Source organism: Zavarzinia sp., assembly GCF_041650655.1.
Lineage (GTDB): Bacteria > Pseudomonadota > Alphaproteobacteria > Zavarziniales > Zavarziniaceae > Zavarzinia.
The window spans coordinates 1-3,904 of the sequence record NZ_JBAZKR010000193.1 but is presented as its reverse complement, the minus strand read 5'-3'; the positions used below and the strand labels follow the sequence as shown (position 1 = coordinate 3,904).

At 69.1% G+C, this 3,904-nt stretch carries 2 protein-coding genes; both read right to left on the bottom strand.

The annotated features are described in order from the left end of the window. Positions 1-1,146, bottom strand: a 1,146-nt coding sequence (locus WC493_RS21985) for a 2Fe-2S iron-sulfur cluster-binding protein (protein WP_373068554.1), incomplete at its 3' end; no start/stop codon positions are given. Positions 1,147-1,187: 41 nt separating this feature from the next. Continuing rightward, positions 1,188-3,734 (bottom strand): NAD(P)H-dependent oxidoreductase subunit E, encoded by a 2,547-nt coding sequence (locus WC493_RS21980; RefSeq protein WP_373068552.1) that lies wholly within the window; start codon positions 3,732-3,734, stop codon positions 1,188-1,190. Positions 3,735-3,904: the final 170 nt, after the last annotated feature.

Here is a 3,904-nt window from a genome sequence, read left to right as displayed (position 1 = left end):
CGCCTCCGCGCGGGCTTCCTCCTTTGTGAATCCGCAAAGCGTATCTGCGGGTGAGACGCGGTCCGTCTCGCTCGCGCCCGTTGCGAACACGCTCAACTCCGCAGGTTCCATGTGGCCGATGTGCGTGGAGAACTCGTGTTCCTGCGGCGCGGCGGGGAGACCGGCGAGGAAGCGGCTGGCGGCGAGCGCGGCGGTGCGGCCGGCGGCGAGGGCTCGAACGGCCATCTTCGCGGAGCCGGCTGGCCCGCCGGCCAGGAACACGTTGCGGCCGGGCTGTTCGCCCTGGGCCTTCGAGGCCGTGCCCGTCGCCACGATGATCGCATCAAAGCGGTCCTGGAGCTCGGCGGGGGAGTCGACACGGGTGCGCGGGCAGAATGCCGCGCCCATGCGCCGGATCACCGCGATGTTGTCGTCCAGCACGTTTCGCGGCAGGCGGCTTTCCGGGACGGCCTGGCGGAGCAGTCCACCGGGCCGGTCGTGCTCGTCGAACAGTGTGCACTCGTGTCCGTCGCGGAGCAGATAGAACGCGGCGGCCAGGCCGGCGGCCTCTGCGCCGACGATGCCCACGCTCTTGCCCGTCGCCGGCCGGCACGGCGGGACGACCGGACGCGGCAGTGCCGCTGCGGCGTCGGCGGCGTAGCGATGGAGAAGGCAGATGGAGACCGCATGGTCCTTGCCCGCGCGGCGGCAGGCTTTTTCGCACGGGGCGGGGCAGATGCGGCCGAGGACGCCGGGGAGCGCGATGCGGTCGCGGATCGTCTGTGTGGCGTCGCTGATCGCGCCGTCGGCGACCTGGCGGATGACGAGCGGGACGTTGAGGTGTGCGGGGCAGGCGGCCTGGCAGGGGGCGATGCAGTCGCCGAGGTGATCGCTGAGGAGCAGTTCGAGGGCGGTGCGGCGGGCGGCGCGGACCTCGTCGGTTTCGCTCTCGACGTGCATCCCATCGCGGACGGGCATCGCGCAGGACGGCACGAGCCGAGCGCCGCCGTCGACCTTGACCACGCAGACCATGCACGAGGTCTGCGGAGGCAGGTCTTCGAGGAAGCAGAGCGTCGGGATGTCGATCCCGGCGGCGCGCGCGGCGGCGAGGATGGTCGTGCCTGCGGGAACCTCGATGGAGCGGTTGTCGATCGTTATGCGTGGCATTGTGATGTCTCAGACAAGAAATGAACGTCGAACATCCGACATTACTCCACGACGACGGCCTTGGCGGGGCAGACGCTCCGGCACGTTCCGCAGCGGATGCACTTGTCCGCGTCGATCTCGTGCTTCTCATACGGCTTCCGCTCGATCGCATCAGCCGGGCAGTGCTGGGCGCAGAGTGTGCATCCCGTGCAGTCGTCGGTGATCCGGTAGCGGATGAGTTCGCGGCACCGGCCCGCGGGGCATCGGCCGGCAAGGTGTGCCTCGTACTCGCTGCGGAAGTACCGCAGGGTCGTCAGCACCGGGTTCGGAGCGGTCGCGCCAAGTCCGCAGAGGCTCCCGGCCTTCACAGCGCGGCCGAGCTGTTCGAGGCGGTCCAGGTCGCCGGCGCGTCCCTTGCCGGAGCAGATCCGGTCAAGGATGTCGAGCATACGCCGGGTGCCGACGCGGCAGAAGGAGCACTTGCCGCACGACTGGTCCTGGGTGAAGCGGAGGAAGTATCGTGCGACGTCGACCATGCAGTCGTCCGGACCGAGCACGACCAGCCCGCCGGAGCCCATGATCGCGCCCGCCGCGGTAAGCGCTTCGTAGTCGATCGGTGTGTCGGCAAGTTCGCGCGGGATGCAGCCTCCGGACGGCCCGCCGACCTGGACGGCCTTGAACTCGGGCGTGCCGCCGATCTCCTCGACGATCTCGCGGATCGTCATGCCCATCGGGACCTCGATGAGTCCGCCGCGTACGACCTTGCCGGCGAGGGCGAAGACCTTCGTGCCTTTGCTTCCGTCGGAGCCGAGTGCGGAGTAGGCGGCGGCGCCGTTGCGGATGATCCAGGGAACGGACGCGAAGGTCTCGACGTTGTTGATGAGGGTCGGCCGTCCGTGCAGGCCGTGTTCCGACGGATACGGCGGGCGAAGCCGCGGCGAGCCGCGCCGCCCTTCGAGAGCGGCGATGAGGGCCGTCTCCTCGCCGCAGACGAACGCGCCCGCGCCTTCGACGACGCGCAATCGCAGCGTGAACTTGCCGCTGACGCCTTCGTCCGCCGGAGCGGAACTTCGGCGTCCGCGAAGGCGGAAGAGGTTCTCCCCCAGGAAGCCGGCCGCCTCGCACCGCCCGATCGCCTCGCGGACTCGCCGCACGGCGAGCGGATATTCCGCGCGGATGTACAGCGTTCCCTCGTCCGCGCCGACCGCGAACGCCGCGATGGCCATGCCTTCGAGGACGCGGTACGGGTGTGATTCGAGGACCATCCGGTTCATGAACGCGCCGGGGTCGCCCTCGTCGCCGTTGCAGATGACGTGCCGCCTGGCGGCGGGCGCGGCGCGGACGATCTGCCACTTCAGCCCGGTCGGGAACCCGGCGCCGCCCCGTCCGCGCAGGCCGGAGTTGTTGATCTCGTCGATGACGGCGGCGGGGTCTGCGCGGTCGATGCATTGGCGGAGTGCGGCGAAGCCGTCGTGGCGAAGGTACTCGTCGAGGTCGAGCGGATCGAGTTGGCCTTCGTGCTCGGTGGCGATGTGCTTCTGCCGGCCGAGGAACGAGCAGACAGGGCCGTCGCGGGTGTCCAGCCCGTAGCGTGTGACCGGCGTCCACGTCCGGTCGGTGAGGAGGCGGTCGAGCGCGCCGGACAGTGCGACGCGGGCGCGGCGGACCGGGCCGCGCGCCGGGAAATGGCGGCGGACGATCTGCGGGGCGTCGTCGGCGCGGATTCCGGCGTAGCGGTGCGAAGTGCCGTCCGGCAGGGCGACCTCGACGAGCGGCGCACGATGGCACATGCCGACGCAGCCGACGCGCTTGACGACGGCCGGTGCGTGCAGTTGACGCACGGCGTCGGCCAGGGCGTCGAAGACGTCCCGGCTGCCTGCGGCGACGCAGCAGGACCCGAGGCCGATGCGGATCTCCGCGAGGCCGCCGGTTCGCCCGGCTTCGGTGCCGCTTGGCTCGAGAACACCGCACGCCCGGAGTTCGAGGAAGTCGCGGATCGACGCGGCGACGGTGTCGGGCGCGAGGTGGCCGTACGTTACGCCGTCGATCTGCATCACGGGCGCGAGCGTGCAGCAGCCGAGGCAGGCGACCTTCTCGATCGTGAAGAGGCCGTCGGGGTCGGTGTCGCCCTCGGCCGGGATATCCAGGTGCCGGCGGACGGCGTCGGCGACGAACTCGGCGCCTTTGACGTGGCACGCGGTCCCGTGGCAGAGGCGGATGACGTGCCGTCCGGCGGGCCGGAGCCGGAAGGCCGAGTAGAAGGTGGTGATGCCGGCGATGTCGGCGGGGCGGATGTGCGTCAGCTCGCAGATTCGGCGCAGGGCGGGTTCGGGCAGGTAATGAAACTGTTGCTGGATCGCCTGGAGGATCGGCAGGACGTGTTCGGGGTCGGGGCCGATCTCGGCGACGACGCGATCGACGGTGGAGAGTTCCGAGTTTCGAGTTTCGAGTTCCGAGTTGTGGGTTTCGAGTTGACGGTGTAAGGATGGGGAAAAGGGGAAAAGGGAAAAAGGGAAAGGAAGTGTTTTGGGCCTTTGACCTTGAACGCCGCGCTCTGAACCGAGCGTGTCGGGGCTCTCGTTTCTGGTTTCGGGTTTCAGGTTGTTCACGGGCGGGACGCCCGTGCCACGGGCTGGTTTCTGGTTCATTGTGGGGCTCGAGGTGTTGCTGCGGCGGAGACGTCCGAGAACTTTGGACTTTGGACTTTGAACTTTGAACTCATTTCTTCGTTCCGATGCAGAAGAGGTGCTTCTCGCCGCGGATGTAAATGCGTCCGTCG